Source organism: Pseudomonas sp. 18175 (assembly GCF_050432925.1).
Taxonomy (GTDB): domain Bacteria; phylum Pseudomonadota; class Gammaproteobacteria; order Pseudomonadales; family Pseudomonadaceae; genus Aquipseudomonas.
In genome coordinates this window covers 14,537-30,764 of record NZ_JBKFTO010000021.1, presented here as the reverse complement: position 1 = coordinate 30,764, position 16,228 = coordinate 14,537, and the positions used below count along the sequence as shown (strand labels likewise).

At 64.1% G+C, this 16,228-nt stretch carries 8 protein-coding genes; 6 read left to right on the top strand and 2 right to left on the bottom strand.

The window, feature by feature from the left end; translation table 11 throughout:
• The first annotated feature begins 31 nt into the window (after window positions 1-31).
• Together ACLD1Y_RS23985 and ACLD1Y_RS23980 are read left to right on the top strand one after the other, a co-directional pair.
• Entirely contained in the window at window positions 32-1,384 is a 1,353-nt protein-coding gene (locus tag ACLD1Y_RS23985; RefSeq protein WP_429480265.1) for a tetratricopeptide repeat protein, read from the top strand.
• A gap of 152 nt (window positions 1,385-1,536) precedes the next feature.
• Window positions 1,537-2,031, top strand: a complete 495-nt coding sequence (locus tag ACLD1Y_RS23980) for a hypothetical protein (protein WP_429480264.1) — start codon at window positions 1,537-1,539, stop codon at window positions 2,029-2,031.
• A gap of 119 nt (window positions 2,032-2,150) precedes the next feature.
• On the opposite strand, the gene ACLD1Y_RS23975 is transcribed toward ACLD1Y_RS23980, so the two are convergent.
• Window positions 2,151-3,146, bottom strand: a complete 996-nt coding sequence (locus ACLD1Y_RS23975; protein WP_429480263.1) for a P1 family peptidase — start codon at window positions 3,144-3,146, stop codon at window positions 2,151-2,153.
• 286 nt (window positions 3,147-3,432) lie between these two features.
• Here ACLD1Y_RS23975 and ACLD1Y_RS23970 point away from each other — a divergent pair, with 286 nt between their 5' ends.
• The 4 genes from ACLD1Y_RS23970 to ACLD1Y_RS23955 all read left to right on the top strand — a co-directional run bounded on the left by ACLD1Y_RS23970 (window position 3,433) and on the right by ACLD1Y_RS23955 (window position 9,496).
• Window positions 3,433-5,868 carry a TonB-dependent receptor plug domain-containing protein gene (locus ACLD1Y_RS23970; protein ID WP_429480262.1) on the top strand — a complete coding sequence of 812 codons (2,436 nt, stop codon included), beginning with the start codon at window positions 3,433-3,435 and terminating at the stop codon, window positions 5,866-5,868.
• 57 nt (window positions 5,869-5,925) lie between these two features.
• Entirely contained in the window at window positions 5,926-7,263 is a 1,338-nt protein-coding gene (locus ACLD1Y_RS23965) for an LLM class flavin-dependent oxidoreductase (protein ID WP_429480261.1), read from the top strand.
• Window positions 7,264-7,413: 150 nt separating this feature from the next.
• On the top strand, window positions 7,414-8,379 hold the full coding sequence (locus ACLD1Y_RS23960) for an LLM class flavin-dependent oxidoreductase (protein ID WP_429480260.1): 966 nt from the start codon (window positions 7,414-7,416) through the stop codon (window positions 8,377-8,379).
• Window positions 8,369-9,496, top strand: coding sequence for an LLM class flavin-dependent oxidoreductase (locus ACLD1Y_RS23955; RefSeq protein WP_429480259.1), 1,128 nt, complete (start codon window positions 8,369-8,371; stop codon window positions 9,494-9,496). Before ACLD1Y_RS23960 ends, ACLD1Y_RS23955 begins: the two co-directional genes overlap by 11 nt.
• Window positions 9,497-9,706: 210 nt before the next feature.
• Here ACLD1Y_RS23955 and ACLD1Y_RS23950 read toward each other — a convergent pair whose 3' ends face one another.
• Window positions 9,707-15,928: an amino acid adenylation domain-containing protein gene (locus ACLD1Y_RS23950; RefSeq protein ID WP_429480258.1), complete on the bottom strand. Its 6,222-nt coding sequence runs from the start codon at window positions 15,926-15,928 to the stop codon at window positions 9,707-9,709.
• Window positions 15,929-16,228: the final 300 nt, after the last annotated feature.

Below are 16,228 nucleotides of genomic sequence, written 5' to 3'. Positions count from 1 at the left end.
ATTCCCATCTGAACCAACGAGCCTTAACCCCATGTCACTGGATTACCTGGGCAACCCCATCGACACCGCCAACCCCTCCACCCGCCAGGGCCTGGACGATTTCATCGCAGGCTTTCTCGGCTATGAGCCTCGCGCCGAAGGCATCCTTGCCAGCGCCGATGCCGACCCCGACTCGGCCCTGGCAAACGCCTTCGCCGGCTTGCTGCTGATGTTCATCGAGTCCCCCGAAGGCCCGGCCCTGGCCGAGCACTACCGCCAGCGCGCCGCTGCCGCAAACAGCGACCACCCCCGCGCCCAGTTGTACCTGGCCGCGTTGCAGGCGTGGATCAACGACGACCTCGACCAGGTCCTGCACCTGAGCGAACACCTGCTGGGGCGCTACCCCCGCGACCTGTTCGCCGCCAAGCTCAACCAGTACCTGGAGTTCAACCGCGGCAATTGGCCCGCACTGCTGCGCATCGGCCTCAAGGCCACCGCTGGCGCGCCCGACATTGCCCACAGCCACGGCCTGCTGGCCTTCGCCTACGAACAATGCCACCTGCTGGAAGAAGCCGAAGCCAGCGCGTTGCAAGCCCTGCGCCTGCAACCCTCGGAGCCGTGGGCGCAACACGCCCTGGCCCATGTGATGCTGACCCAGGGCCGTATCGAGCAAGGCACTGAGTTCCTGGAAGGCGTGGCCCATCACTGGGCCGGTTTGAACTCCTTCATGTACACCCACAACTGGTGGCACCTGGCGCTGTTCTACCTGGCGCGGGGTGAGGACCAGCGGGTGCTGGAGATCTACGACCAACACGTGTGGGGCATCCTGCCGGAGTATTCCCAGGACCAGGTGGGCGCGGTGTCGTTGCTGGCGCGCCTGGAACTGGCCGGTATCGACGTGGGCGAGCGCTGGCAGGCGTTGGCGCCGTACCTGCAACGGCGGGTGGCGGATACGGTGCAGCCGTTTCTCAGCGTGCAGTATTTGTATGGCTTGGCGCGTGCTGGCAAACCGGAGGCAGATCAGTTGCTTGCGGCGTTGCGCCGTCACAGTGTTGAGGCGCGCCCGGTGTGGGGGGAAGTGACGTTGCCGTTGGCCAAGGGCCTATTGGCCCATGCCCGAGGGGATTGGCAGCAGGCCCTTGAGCAACTGAATATCGCCCTGCCCCGGTTGAATGAAATCGGTGGCAGCCATGCCCAGCGGGATCTGTTTGCCCAGGTGGAATTGGATGCGCGGTTGCAGGCAGGGGATTGGTTTGGCGCGCAGCAGACGCTGGAGTTGCGCCGTCGTTATGACGGGTGGGATGTGCCGACCAATCGGAGTTTGGTGCGGGTGTATGAGGCGCTGGGGTTGCCGGAGCAAGCAGATAAGGCTCGCAGCAGGATCAAGCCCGATTACAAACAGTGATAGGCAACAAAAAAACTAACGAAGGCACAATAGCGTTTCGCGATAAAAATCGAATCTATTAAACCTGTCACCTTTAACAGTTTCACAACTGCCTAAATTCCGGAAAATGGAGCAGTGCAGTGAATTAATTAGCTCATTCAGGAAGCCCCCCCATGAAAAATACACTTCCACCACAAGCACTTATCCCCCCCGATGATTCATCTGAAAAAACCACCGGGAGACTGAAAATAGAACTGGACAACACATCAATGCTGGCACCAAAGCTTGGTCAAGTATTTTTCAGGAAATACCAGACGCCTTACACCTTTTGGCAAGTAGTGGGCATTCGTCTTATTCCCACGCCTAAGGAGGATATTTCACGGGTCATTGTTAACATCAACGATAGTTTGAATGATGGGGAATACCCCGTCACCCGTGGAGGCCTGGCATCGATTGTGTGCCACATCACCCCCTTTAACACGGGCCTTAACCCTGAAATCTGGCAAGCCGAAAGTGGCACTGTAAGGTTCACACTCAATCGTACGCCGGGAGAAACACATCTGCTGGCTGAGTTCAAAGATTGCGTCGTAGTCTCTGACAAGAACCCCAAAGCTAGCTTCTGGCTATCGGGAACGTGTGAGGTTCGGGATGCACTAACTTACCCATGACATGTACTTCCTCAATGGAACTAGCAGCTTTTGGTATAGCCGATAATTGGCTAATTAAAAGCTGCTTGAAGAGCTTCAAAAGCTGTCCATGGATAGTTGCCGATGGGCCAGGAAGAGCATCAGATCAACGTTGCGCAAAATACCCCCCGCGCAATTCCCCGCGCCACGCAATCAGCCGCCGCCGCGCCAATCCTGCCGATCTCAACTTGCCGCCGTGGCCCGTCGGTCAACTCCACCGCCGCCGAGGCCAAGGCAAACACCGTGTCCCCATCAAACGGCAAATGCGCCGGCCGTACCGCGCGGGCAATACCGTCCTGGGCCATGATCGCCACGCGCTTGCACTCGGCCACCGTCAGCCGCGCGGTGCTGGCGACCACCACCAGCGTGGTATTGGCCCCGGCCTGCAAGCGGCCCATGGAATCCAGGCGGGACAGTTCCGGCATCGGGTCGCTGCAATCCATCTCTGTTTGCGGCCGCTGCCCACCAAACTCCCCCGCCACTTCCCAGGGCCAGGCCCAGAAGGTTTTACCGTCAGGCATGTACACCGAGCCAATCGGGTTGGCGACCACCAGCGCGGCGACGATCAGCCCGTCGCCCAGATCGAGGGAGGCGGTGCCAAGCCCGCCTTTCAACACCCCAGCCATGGCACCACGGCCGGCGCCGACTGAGCCCAGTTCAAAATCCTCGCCGGCATTGGCCAGCGCTTCAAAGCCCAGGCGCCGGTAAGGCGGTTCCAGGCCCCAGTCCTTGTCACCGCCGTTGGCCAGGTCGTGCAGCACGGCGGCAGGCACGATGGGGATGGCTGGCGCGCCGGGCTTGAGATGCAGGCCCACCTGGTCCTGGGACAGTTTGGCCGCCACCGCGTCGGCGGCGCCCAGGCCGAACACCGAGCCGCCGGCAAACACCAGGGCGTGGAGTTGGCCCACCATATTTTCGGGCTCCAGCGCTGCGGTTTCACGCCCGCCGGGACCGCCGCCGCGGATGTCGATGCTGGCGGTCCAGAAACCATCGGGGCGGATCACCGTGACGCCGGTGTCGACGTGCAGGTCCGTGGCGTGGCCGACCGTTAGGCCTGGGATATCGGTAAGGGCGTTGCGCGGGCCGGGTCTGGGCATACAGAAAAAGCTTCCTTGGGTTTAGGTATGGCGTGGGGTGAGCAAGGGGTGTGCCAAGCGTAGGGGTCCCAGCCTCACGGCGCGAAACGCGGTGGCCTGGAAAAAGCCCTGCACAAAAACCAACAGCCTGCCCTGCGCCCTGTTAGAAAAACACCAACACTCTCCCACGACAATCTTCAAGCCACTGTTTTTAAACAGTTTTTCCAGATGGCACAGCCCTTGCTCTCACCCCCATACCAGAGCTTGAACTCAACAAGCCACCCTACCCATTGGAGTGTTGCCCATCATGAATACGTCCCGCGCCGCCAGCCGCAGGCCCCGTAATGCCTTCGCCCACACGCTGTTGTTTATCGCCCTGTGCGAAGCCGCCAGCTACAGCAGCCTGACCCTTGCCGCCGACGCCCCGGCCAGCGATAACCCCCTGGACACCGTGGTGGTGATCGGCAACCGTGGCCAGGCGCGTACCCTGGCCGAAAGCCCGGCGCCGGTGGATGTGATCTCGTCCAAACAGTTGCTCGCCACCGGCCAGGGCGACCTGACCCGCGCGCTGAGCAAGGTGCTGCCGTCGCTGAACCAACCGGCCTCGTCGGGCTTTGGCTCTACCTCGGTGGTGCGCCCCATCAGCCTGCGCGGCCTCAACGGCGACCAGGTGTTGGTGCTGGTCAATGGCAAGCGCCGCCACAACAGCGCGTTGCTCAACAACGGCACCTACCTCAATTCCGGCTCGCAGCCAGTGGACCTGGACATGATCCCCACCGCCCTGGTGGATCACGTCGAAGTGCTGCGCGATGGCGCCTCGGCCCAGTACGGCTCGGATGCCATCGGCGGCGTGGTCAACGTGGTGCTCAAGCAGACCGACCACGGGGGCAGCCTGTCCACCAGCTACGGCCAGAACTACGAAAACGGCGACGGCGAAACCGTGCGCCAAACCGGTAACGTGGGCCTGGCCCTGCCCAACGACGGGTTTATCAACCTGGCGCTGGACGCGAAAAAACAGAACGTCTCCGACCGTTCCGACAACGCGCCGTACACCGACGCCGCCGGCAACACCAGCCTGCAACACACCTACTACGGCACCGGCCTGCCAGAGGCGAAGAATTTCAGCCTGGGCTACAACGCCGAACTGCCGGTGGACGACGCCCTTACCCTGTACTCGTTCTCCACCTATACCCATCGCAACTCGGAAAAGCCCCTGGCCTTCCACCAGCCGCCGAGCTTCAACGGCATCCAGACGCCGTACCCGCAAGGCGTCGAAGACAACCTGCGGTTTATCGAAGAAGACTTCCAAGTGGCCTTCGGCGGCAAGGGCAAGGCCGCCGGTTGGGACTATGACCTGTCCACCACGTACGGCCAGGACCACGCCCGCGCCACCCTCACCGACACCTACAACCTGAGCTACGGCCCCACATCGCCTACCTCGGTGGACACCGGTGTAAAAACCTTCAGCCAATGGACCAGCAACCTCGACCTGACCCGCGCCTTTGACCTGGGCCTGTACAAGCCGACGCAAATTTCCTGGGGCCTGGAACACCGCTACGAAGACTACAAGATCGGCAAGGGCGACTACGCCTCCTACGCCAGCGGGCCGTTCACCACCGGCACCAACGGTGCGCTGATCGCGCCGGGCACCATCTCCGGCGCCGGTACTACCCCCGCCGATGCCGCCGAAAAAAGCCGCACCAGCCTTGCCGGTTATGGCGAGATCGGCCAGGACTTCACCGACAAATGGCACGTCGATCTGGCCGGACGCTATGAGCATTACGATGACGGTTCGGGCACCACCACCAACGGCAAGCTCTCCACCCGCTACCAGCTGACGCCGATCCTGGCCGTACGCGGCACGTTCAGCACCGGGTTCCGTGCGCCATCCCTGGCCCAGCAGATCTACAGCTCTACCTCGCAAACCAGCGTCAATGGCCAGTTGTTCGACTACCGCAACGTCGCAGTGGATTCCGATGTGGCCAAGGCCCTCGGCGCCAGTAACTTGAAGCCGGAGAAATCCACCAACTTCAGCCTCGGCATCACCCTGCAACCCACCGATGCCACCAGCATCACCCTCGATGCCTACCAGATCAAAATCAAGGACCGCATCGCCCAGACCGGCTACCTCGGCGGCACCCCGCAAATCAGCGCGATCCTCGCCGCCGCCGGGCTTAACCCGAACCAGGCCGTCACCTACTTCACCAACGCCCTGGACACCACCACCCGCGGTATCGACCTGGTGGGCGACTATCGCCAGGACATCGGCACCTGGGGCAACCTGCGCTACACCGCCGGCTTCAACTGGAACACCACCCAGATCGACGACATCCACGCCTCCGCCATCGCCCAACAAGCACTGGGTGCCGATGGGGGTTATGACCGCCAGCGCCAGGGCAACCTCAAGTACGGCCTGCCCCAATCCAAACTGCTGTTGGGCACCACCTGGAGCTGGGAAAAACTCGAAGTGGGCCTGAACCTGACCCGCTACGGTGAATACACCCAGTACGGTACTGCCGAAATCTACGACCGCACCTTCTCGCCGGCCTGGATCACCGACCTGAACATCGACTACCACCTCACCAAGGCCGTCACCCTCAATGCCGGCGCCAACAACCTGTTCAACAAGTACCCGGAGCGCACCAATCTGGCCAGCAGCTCGGGCGCATTCCCCTACGGCAACTTCTCGCCTTACGGCACCACCGGCGGCTACTGGTACACCGGCGTGACGTACAACTTCTAACCTCGGCCACGGGGCCGGTTCGCCGGCCCCGTGCGTGACTTTTACGGGAGCCTGTCCATGACCCGCCGCACCGACCAACTCAAGCTGGGCGCCTTCCTCGCCAACAGCGGCCATCACGTCGCCGCCTGGCGCCACCCGCTGGCCCAGGCCGACGCCAGCCTGGATTTCGACCACTTCAAGCACGTCGCCCAAACCGCCGAACGCGGCAAGTTCGATGCACTGTTCATCGCCGATGTGGTCGCGCTGTGGGGCCATCATCACGATGCTTTAAGCCGTACCGCCCGTGCCGAGCACTTCGAGCCGCTCACACTGATGTCGGCCCTGGCCGCCGTGACGAGCAACATCGGCTTGATCGCCACCGCGACCACCACCTACAACGAGCCCTATCATATCGCGCGCAAGTTCGCGTCCCTGGACCACCTGTCCAAGGGCCGCGCCGCCTGGAACCTGGTGACCTCGGTAGTCTCTGACGAAGCCTGGAATTTCGGCCGCGAAAACCATGTGGACCACGGCGACCGCTACCAGCGCGCCGAAGAATTCCATGACGTGGTCAAAGACCTGTGGGACAGCTGGGACGACGACGCCTTTACCCGCGACAAGGCCAGCGGCGAGTACTTCGACCCGGCCAAGTTGCATACCCTCAATCATCGCGGCGAGCACTTTGCCGTACGCGGCCCGCTCAACGTGGCGCGCCCGCCCCAGGGCCACCCGGTGCTGGTGCAGGCCGGTGCGTCGGAGCCGGGCAAGCACCTCGCCGCCCGCGTGGCGGAAGTGATCTTCGCCCATGCCCACAGCCTGGAAGGCGCCCAGGCGTTCTACCAAGACATCAAGCAACGCGCTGCCGCCCTCGGGCGCGACCCGGACCACATCAAGATCCTGCCCGGCGTCACGCCGTTTATTGCCGACACCCGCGAACAGGCCCAGGCGCTGCTTGAAGAGTTCCAGGCACTGATCGACCCGGTGCTGGGCCTGCGCCTGCTGGCCGACACCCTCGGCGATGACATCGACCTGTCCGGCCATGACCTCGACGGCCCGCTGCCCGACACGCCCGTGGGCCAGCGCGGCAGCCGCCGCGAAAAGGTGCTGGAACTGGCCCGCAGCGAGCACCTGAGCATCCGCCAGCTGTACCTGCGACTGGCCGCAGGCAACCCGGTGATCGGCACGGCCGAGGACGTGGCCGACTACTTCGAGGCCTGGTTCCAGGCGCGTGCGTGCGATGGCTTCAATGTGTTTTTCCCGTATTTTCCGGGTGCCATCGAGCTGTTTGTCGACCGCGTGATCCCGCTGTTGCAGACGCGCGGGCTGTTTCGCCTGGAATACGAAGGCACCACCCTGCGGGACAACCTCGGCCTGCCGCGCCCGGCCAACCGCTTTACCACAGGAGCACGCGCATGAAACGCACTGCATGGATGCGGCAACAACCTGGGGGCGATCAATATGGCCTCCGGCACCTTCAACGCCGCGAGCGTAGCGTTGCAGAAACAATTGGCCCAGGAGGTGAAGCCTTGAGCGTAGTATCAGCTTCAATTCGGATGGAGCTCGCGCATGTCCCTTGAATTCAGCTGGCTGCTGCCTCTGTGCACCCCCGACTGGGCCGCGCGGCCAGGGCAATGGATCCAGCTGGCCCAGGCCGTGGAATACGCCGGTCTCGATGGCCTGTGGGTGCCCGGCGGTGCGCTGTGCGCCGACAGCCTGGGGGTGGCGGCGGCGCTCTGTGCCCATACACGGCAGCTGCGCTTATCGGTGAGCGTGCCGCCGGAGGTGATGCTGCCGGCGGCGTTGGCGACCACCTTGCAAAGCCTGCAATCCATCAGCGGCCATCGCGTGCAACTGCACCTGCCCAACAGCGAGCGCAGTGCGTTTGGTGAATGGCTCAACCGCGACCAGCGCAGCGAACGCATCGGCGAGTACCTGCACATCCTGCAACAGTTGTTGGCGCCCAACGAGGCGGGGCTGGATTACCAGGGCCTCTATTTTCAACTGGAAAACGCCGGCGTCGCCCGTCGTGAACTGCCCGCGCCCAGCCTGGTGCTGGACGACAGCCACAGCCATGCGCTGGTGGCCGAACATGCCCAGACCTGCCTGCTCGCCCCCGGCCCTCCACAGTGGCTCGCCAAGCAAATACAACGCTGGCAGGCGATCCAACCGACCCTGCGCTTTGCCTGCACCTTCGGCCTGATTCTGGACGACAGCGAAGACCTGGCCTGGGAGACCGCCGCCCGCGTGTTACCGGTGCCCAAGTTGCCCAGCGAATCCGTGGCCACCCTGCCCCGCGCACGTCATCCGTTGCGCCAATGGGAAGTGCACCCCAACCTGCTGCAACTGCACCCCGGACAACCGTTGATCCTGGTGGGCACCCCGCAGCAGATCGCCACGCGCTTGCAGGAGCTGCACGGCGTGGGCCTGAACCACCTGATCCTGGAAGGCGGCCCGGCGGTCAGCGACGTGCTGCGCTTTGGTGAACGCGTATTGCCCCTCTTGCGCAAGGAGCGCCTGCACCATGAGCCTTGATGCCCGCCCGCCGATCCAGCTGGATTGGTTCCTGCCCACCAACGGCGACGGCCGTCACCTCACCAGCAGTGGCTTGCCCAAGGTCGGGCTGTTCCAGCAAGGCGAACGCGCGCCGACGCTGGACTACCTGCGCCAGATCGTGCGCGCCACCGAACAGGCCGGCTTCGACGGCATCATGGTGCCCACTGCCAGCGGCTTCGAGGACCCGTGGTTGATCACCGCCGTGCTGGCCCAGGAAGTGCGCCGCCTGAAATTCCTGCTCACCCTGCGGCCCGGCACCGAGCTGCCCGCCTACACCGCGCACCGCGCCGCCACGTTGCAACTGCTGAGCGAAAACCGCCTGGCGCTGCATGTGGTGACCGGCTCCAGCCGCTTTGAACAGCGCTCCCTGGGGGATTTTTTGGAGCACGACGAACGCTACGCGCGCACGGCCGAATTCCTGCAAATGTTCCAAGCCGTGTGGGCGGGCCAGCCGCCGCCCCATCCCGGCCGTTACTACCGCAGCGGCCTCCACACGCCGATCGCCCCCGGGGCCGAAGCGCCGCCGATCTACTTCGGCGGCGCCTCCGAGGCTGCCGAACGGGTCGGCGCGGCCCACGGGCAAACCTACCTGATGTGGTGCGAGCCGCCAGCCATGATCGCCGAGCGCATCCAACGCATGCGCGACCTCGCCGCCGCCCAGGGCCGCACCTTGCGCTTCGGCCTGCGCCTGCACGTGTTCGCCGCGCCGACCGACGAGGCTGCCTGGGCCCATGTTGAACGCTTGCTGCAAGAAATCCCCAAAGACGCCATCGACCAGGCCCAGCGGCAGATGGCGGCCTATGAATCCGTCGGCCAAAGCCGCCAGACCCAACTGATGCAAGGCCGTGGCCGAAGTGCGCGGGAATTGGAAGTGTCGGCCAACCTGTGGGCGGGGGTGGGCTTGGTACGGGGTGGCGCGGGGACTGCGCTGGTGGGCAGTTACGCGCAGGTGGCGGAGCGGATCGAGGAGTATCACCAATTGGGGGTGGACAGTTTTATCTTGTCGGGTTTTCCCCATTTGGAAGAGGCGATTCATGTGGGCGCGCAGGTGTTGCCCCTGTTGCGCAAGATCACAGGCACCCCGATACCGTTGTAGTGAGCGGGCTTGCCCTAATGCCAGTCAGTTAAGGGCAAACACCGTCAGTGTGGCGAGGGAGCTTGCTCCCGCTGGGTCGCGCAGCGACCCCAGCTCTTTGCTTAAAAAGCCTGGGACTGCTGCGCAGTCCAGCGGGAGCAAGCTCCCTCGCCACAGGTTAGCTTTTACTCTTTCTAACCCTTAACTGACTAGCCTTGGGGCTTGCCCCGCTCAGAGCCGGCGGCGGCGGTTGAGCTGGGGGATGGCGGTGTGTGGCACGTCCACGCGCTGCACCTGGGTCGATGTGCGTGCGGCCAATTGCGCCAAGGTCGGCTGGCTGAACAGGGTCCGAGCATCCACCTCCAACCCGGCCTTGCGCATTCGCGCCACGAGGGTGACTGCAAGCAGGGAATGCCCGCCCAGTTCAAAGAAATGGTCGTGCCGCCCTACCCGTTCCAGCTTCAAGACCTCGGCCCAAATGCCGGCCATCAGGGTTTCGACTTCACCCACCGGGGCTTCATAGGCACGGCTCAGCACCGACTCCAGCCCCGGTTCCGGCAAGGCCTTGCGGTCGAGTTTGCCAGCGGGGTTCAGGGGCCATTCATCCAACCGGACAAACGCCGCCGGCACCATGTATTCGGGCAACTGCTCCAACACATGGGCGCGCAAGGCCTCCAGCTCCGGCGCCGCGCCTCGCACAGTGAAGTACGCCACCAAGCGATCATCGCGAATCAACACCGCCACGTCGCGCAGCGCAGGGTGCGCCGCCAGCCGGGATTCAATTTCCCCCAGTTCCAAGCGCACGCCACGCAGTTTGACCTGAAAGTCATTGCGCCCCAGGAACGCCAGGTTGCCATCGGGCAGATACCGCACCAGGTCGCCCGTGCGATAAAGCCGGTCACCCTCAACGAAGGGGCTGTCGATAAAGCGCTCGGCGGTCAGCTGTTCCAGCCCCAGGTAACCCCGGGCCACGCCAACGCCGCCGATATGCAACTGACCGCTGACGCCCACGGGCACCGGTGCATCCTGGGCATCAAGCACGTACAGCCGGGTGTTGCTGATGGCCCGACCAATCGGCAACTGCAACGCAGGCACCGGCGCACCGGGCTCCAGGGTCCAGGCGCTGCTGTCCACCGTGGCCTCGGTGGGGCCATAGACGTTATGCAAGCGCACCTTGGGCAGGCGCGCCCGCACGCCTCGGGCCAGGGCCTCGGTGAGTTCACCGCCGCCGCACAATACGTCGGTGAGGCTGGTGCACTGGGCCGACTCCGGCAGTTCAAGAAACTGCTGCAACATCGCCGGCACAAACTTGATCACGCTGATCTGCTGCTCGCGAATCACCTGGGCCAGGTACGCCGGTTCCCGATGCCCATCCGGCCGTGCCAGCACCAGGCGCATGCCGTTGGTGAGCGGCCAGAACAGCTCCCACACCGAACCGTCGAAGCTGAACGGCGCCCGTTGCAACAGCGCGCCACCTTCGGCATGAGGGCACAGTTGGGAGCCCCAGTGCATCAGGTTGCCCAGGCCACGGTGTTCGATCATCACGCCCTTGGGCGTGCCGGTGGAGCCCGAGGTGTACATGACGTAGGCCAGGTTGGCCACCGTGAGCCCCGGCACCGATGGGTTGCCGATGGGTGCCTGGCGCCAGGCGCAGTGGTCGAAATCGATCACCGGGATCGCGACCTCCCCCGGCACGTGGCGGGTGGCGGCGTGTACCAGCAGCGCGACCGGTTGGCTGTCTTGCAGCATGTAGGCAAGGCGTTCGCGGGGGTAGCCGGGGTCCAGCGGCACATAGGCGCCGCCAGCCTTGAGAATGGCCAGCAAACCCACCACCAGATCAAGCCCGCGCTCGACGCACAGCGCCACCCGGGAGTCGGGCTGCACCCCACGTTCGCGCAGGTGGAAGGCCAGCTGGTTGGCGCGCTCGTTGAGTTCGCGGTAGCTCAATTGCTGCTCGCCGGCCTGCACGGCGATGGCATGGGGGCTATGCCGCGCATGGGCTTCGAACAACGCCTGCACGGTGAGGGTGTCGGGGTATTCGCTGGCGGTGGCGTTGTAGTCCACCAACAGGCGATTCAACTCGCTGGCAGGCAGTATCTGCACAGCGTGCAACGGCGTTTGCGGAACTTGCTCCAGCGCGTGTACCACGTTGACGAGCACGGTTTCCAGGTAGCCCAGCACGCGTTCGGCACCGACGTTGCGTGGCGCCTTGGCCTTGATCCGCAAGCCGCTGCCGATGTCGTCCACGCTGAGCATCAACGGGTAGCTGAGGATGTCTTCGCTGCTGAGCAGCTCAATACCCGGCACCAGGATCAGGTCGCGCTCGGCATCGGTGTGCCGGTAGTTGAGCAGACTATTGAACAACGGTGATGCACGGCTGCAACGCTGGGCCAAGGCCAGGGACGCCTGTTCATGGGCGAGCAACGCACTGAGCCGGGCATGGGTATCGCCGAGGGCATCGGCCACGGTTTGCCCGGCCAGGCGCAGGCGCAAGGGCAAGGTGTTGATGAACATGCCCAGGGCACGATCGGCGCCCTCGCCTGCCTGCAAACGTCCGAGCAGAACCGTACCGAAGACCACATCATCACGGCCCGAAACGCGCCCCAGCACCTGGGCCCAGGCCAAGTGGAACAGGCTGGCGGTGCTGACGCCAAAGGCCCGCGCCTGTGCGCGCAAGCGCGCATTGAGGTGATCGCTCAGTGCGCGTTCAGCGTCTTCGGTGTCCGCCCGGTTGGCCTGCCGTTCGTGTAAACCGAACGCCAGGGTCGGCTCCTCCACATCCCCCAGTTGCTCGCGAAAGAATGCCTCGTGCCCGGCCTGCCGCGCTGGCGAACGCGCCTGCACCACCACGTTGCGATACGGCACCGACTCAAGCAATTGCGCCTGCTGGCCCAGCAGGTGGGCGCGGATTTCCTGCATCAGGAGGGTGGTGGAGGTGGCGTCGTTGACCAGGTGATGGAAGCGCAAGCGCGCCACCCAACGCTGCTGGCCGGGTTCTTCGGCATAGTCCAGGGCCATCAGTGGCGCCTGGCGCAAATCCAGTGGCTGATGGCGCTCAACCATTGGCTCAACCCGCAACAACGCCGTGCGCCACACCACCTGCATCGGTTGCTCAAGGGCATCCCATACCAGGCTGGTGCGCAGGATGGCGTGGCGGTTGATCACCTGTTGCAGGGCCTGGGCGAACGCATCCAACTGCTCGCGACGGGCAAAGCTGAACAGCGCCTGTTGCTGATACGGATCGTGTTCATCGGTGAGGTGGTGGTAGAGCAACCCTTCCTGCAACGGTGCCAACGGGTAGATGTCCTGCACATTGGCCGCGCCACCGGGGATGTCCGCGGCGATGCGCGCCCAGCTTGCGGGGTCGAGTTCGGCCAGGTCCGGCGCCTCGGCGTCGGTGTCTACACTCGCCGCCGCCAGCGCGGCCAGGGTCGGCTGGCCGAACAGCACCTGCACATCGGCGCGCAACCCCACCTGGCGCATGCGCTGCACCAGTTGCACCGCCAGCAGCGAATGCCCGCCGAGTTCGAAGAAGTGGTCGTGGCGGCCCACTTGCTGCACCTGCAACAGCTCGGCCCAGAGTTGCGCGAGGAGGGTTTCCACGCCGTCGCGGGGTGCCTCAAACAGACGCGTGATGAACGCCGCCGGGGTCGGTGCCGGCAGAGCCTTGCGGTCGAGCTTGCCGTTGGCGGTCAGGGGCAGCGTGTCGAGTCGCACGTAGGCGGCCGGCAGCATGTACTCCGCCAGGGAGGCTTGCAGATGGGCACGCAACCCGTCGATGGGCACCGCTTGGCGTGCGGTGAACCAAGCCAGTAATTGCCCTTCGCGAGACTGCACGATGGCTTCCTGGACATGGGGATGGCTGGCCAGGGCCGCTTCAATTTCCCCCAGTTCGATACGCATGCCACGGATTTTCACCTGGTCGTCATTGCGCCCCAGGTAGTCGAGATTGCCATCGGGCAGCCAGCGCGCCAGGTCGCCGGTTCGGTACATGCGCCCCGCAGTGAAGGCGTCATCGAGAAAACGCTCGGCGCTGAGTTCGGGCCGGTTGAGATAGCCGCGCGCCACGCCCTTGCCGCCCACATACAACTCCCCCGTCACGCCAACCGGCACCGGGCGTTGTTGCTCATCGAGCAGGTACACCGTGGCGTTGGCGACGGGCGCGCCGATATGCAGCGTGCGACCCACGTCAACGCGCCCGGAGGTGGCGACCACCGTGGCCTCGGTGGGGCCGTAGTTGTTGATCACCGCGAATGTCTGCGCCTGGGTGAAGCTGCGCAGGCGGTCGCCACCAATCAGCAAGGTACGCAGGGTCGGGTGTTGCAAGCCCTGGCTAAAGGCGTATTCGGCCACCGGGGTGGGCAGGAAACACACATCCAACGGTTGGGCGCGCCACCAGGCCAACAAGGCGTCGATGTCTTCGGCGCCGTCATTGGCAGGCGGTAAATGCAAGGTGGCGCCCACGCACAGCGCCGGCCAGACCTCCCAGGCCATGGCATCAAAACCAAAGCCGGCGACGCTGGCGGTATGGCTGCCGGCCCGCAGGTCGAAGGCCCGGCAGTGCCAGTCCACCAGGTTCGACACGCTGTGATGCTCGACCATCACACCCTTGGGCAAGCCGGTGGAACCGGAGGTGTAGATGACGTACGCCAGGTCCGATGAGCTGCTTGCCACGCGGGGGTTGGTGCCTGGGTGGGCGGTCGGGCGGTCAAGCAGCAGCACCGGCACCTTAAGCGCAGACAGGCGATGCAGCAGGCCGGGTTGCGTCAGCACCACCACCGGCGCACTGTCTTGCAGCAGGTAGTTCAGGCGCTCGGCGGGATGGGCCGGGTCCACCGGCACATAGCAAGCGCCGGACTTGAGCACGGCCAGCAAGCCCACCAGGGTGTCCAGCCCGCGCCGTGCCAGGATCACCACCCGGTCATCGGGCTGCACGCCGTGTTCCAGCAGTTGATGGGCCAGGGCGTTGGCCTGCTGGTTGAGTTGGCCATACGTCAATGACCGGCCTTGATACACCGCTGCCACCGCGTTCGGCGTGCGGGCGACCTGGGCTTCGATACGCCCGTGAAGCGTGCGCGGCTCGGTGTTGGGCTGGGCAGTGGCGTTCCACTGCTGCAACTGGGCCTGCTCGGCAGGGGGCACCAGGGCAAACTCGCCGAGCGTGAGCGCGGTGTCTTCCAGCCCTTGCTCCAGCAACCAGGTAAGGCGCTGCGCCAAGGCCAGCACCTCGTTGGGCTGGAAATACCCCTCGTTGTACACGCAATGCAGGCACGCCGTGTCCTGGTAGCGGTTGCTGCGCAGGTGGATCGCCAGCGGCAACGCTTCGTGGTGATTGGACACTTTGATCGCCCGGGCCTGGGTGGTGCCGTAGCGCAACGCGTGGTCATCCTGCTCGAACGACACCGACAGGTCGAATAACTGGCCACGGTCCGTGCGGCGCAGGCCGAGTTCGCGGTTCAGCTCGCTCAAGGGAAAACGCTGGTGGCGAAAATCCTGTTTGAGCTGGTCGCGCACACCACGCACCAAGGCGCTGAAGGGCAGCTGTTCATCGAACTGCAAACGCACCGCACTCACCTGGGTAAACAAGCCGACCGTGGAACGAAACCGCGCATTGGAACGGTTGAGGATCGGCAGCCCGACGACCCAATCCGGGCGCTGGGCAGTGCGGGTGAAATACACGTACATGGCCGCCAGCAGCACGTGGAACGCCGAGGCCTGGTAACGGTTGGCCACTTGCTCCATACGGCTGAGCAGCGCCACCGGGAACGGTTGCACCAGGGTGTTGCTCAGGGCCTTCGCACCCGGCCTTGGGGTGAGCAGCGGCTCCGGCAGCCGTTGGTATTTGTCCAGCCAATAAGCGCGGTCACGGGCGTAGCGGACTGAGGTGTTATAGCGTTGGTCGGCGTCGATAAAGTCGATGTAGGACGGCGCCAGCGGTTCCGGTTGCCGGCCCTGTTCCAGGGCGGTATAGAGCCGCGCCAGGGATTGCAGCATCTGGCCAAAACCCCAGCCGTCGAGGATCAGGTGATGGGCCTGGGTGCCGAGGCGGTAGTGGTGGCTGTCGAGCTTGATCAGAAAAAAACCAAACAGCGGCGCGCCTTGCAGGGCATAAGGCCGGGCCATTTGCGTCTGTATCAGGGTGAGGCTCGCGGCCTGGGGGTCGGGCAGCATGGAGAGGTCATGCAACGGCATCTGCACTGCCAGGTCGGCAGCGAAGGCCTGGCGCGGCAAGCCGTCGGCATCGCTGTGCAACTGGGTACGCAATGCGTCGTGCTTGGCCACCAGGTGTTCGACGGCGCGTTGCATAAGCTGCGGCACCACGGGGCCGGCGAAGTCGACATAGCCGCCGATGTTGTAGAGCGGCGAATCGCCGGCGCGCAGTTGGTCGAGCCAGATGTCTTGCTGCGCCGAGGTCAAGGGGAAGCTGGCCGACAGGCTGGGAGATTGCTTCATAAGATCCTTCTCATGGGTGTCTGGCACTGGCCGCCGCCCAGGGTGGCCCATTACGCCGAATATGGCGGATTGGAGCACAGGGGGGGTGGAACGTCTGTCACCCGAAACCCGGACATTCAAACGGATAGAAACCGGGTTGGCTGATGGTTCATTGCTGAAACGATTAAAGCGCTGTAGGACATTGGCTATATCTGACCGATGTCGGTTTTTGTACGCGCATTTTAAAAATAATTAATTTATATAAATATCAATTAGTTAAATAACTCTGAATATATTTTCAGGTTTTTTTTGGCCGGATTT